The organism is Xenorhabdus griffiniae (assembly GCF_001028135.1).
In the GTDB taxonomy this organism is placed as follows: domain Bacteria; phylum Pseudomonadota; class Gammaproteobacteria; order Enterobacterales; family Enterobacteriaceae; genus Xenorhabdus; species Xenorhabdus bakwenae.
Map to the genome: position 1 here is coordinate 1 of NZ_LDNM01000199.1, position 465 is coordinate 465.

Genomic DNA, 465 nt, shown 5'->3' on the forward strand with positions numbered 1-465 from the left:
TCTATGTACCGAATGCACTCAGTTAATCCCGTTGGTCAATTTAGACCCGTTTGCCCTGGATTCGGGTCTACATTCAGTGCATTAGCAACATCCTTGATAGGTGTTATTCTCGCTATTTGGAGCATAGCGATTAATCATCTTGGATACGCTATTGTGTCCACCTTTGTGGTAATTGGTCAGCAGCTTCATGAGTGCCCGAATACCCTGCTCCGCCGTCCCGAAACGACAGAAGCGCTTCTCTATCTTCGGATCGTGTGGCAACCCGACCTATCCTGTTACACAGATGCCAGAACAAAAAAATCTACTGGCGCTATCAGGGCAAGAGCGTGAATATTCACTTCTTGCCCAACGCCTTAAACCCTGCAACTAATACCTTATCCAAATAGTTAATATCCATGCTCGCAACCCGTTGTTTTCGGCGAATACTGGCTTTTTTGGTTGTCTCTGCCCGCAACATATTGACAC

Annotated in this window: 1 protein-coding gene and 1 pseudogene; one reads left to right on the forward strand and one right to left on the reverse strand. The window is 46.5% G+C overall.

From position 1 onward, the window contains the following. A partial coding sequence (locus AAY47_RS23390; protein ID WP_047772079.1) for a hypothetical protein occupies positions 1-330 on the forward strand: 330 nt, incomplete at its 5' end. A gap of 4 nt (positions 331-334) precedes the next feature. Here AAY47_RS23390 and AAY47_RS22170 read toward each other — a convergent pair. Further along, positions 335-465 (reverse strand): annotated as a pseudogene (locus tag AAY47_RS22170) (ISAs1 family transposase); the annotation flags it as partial.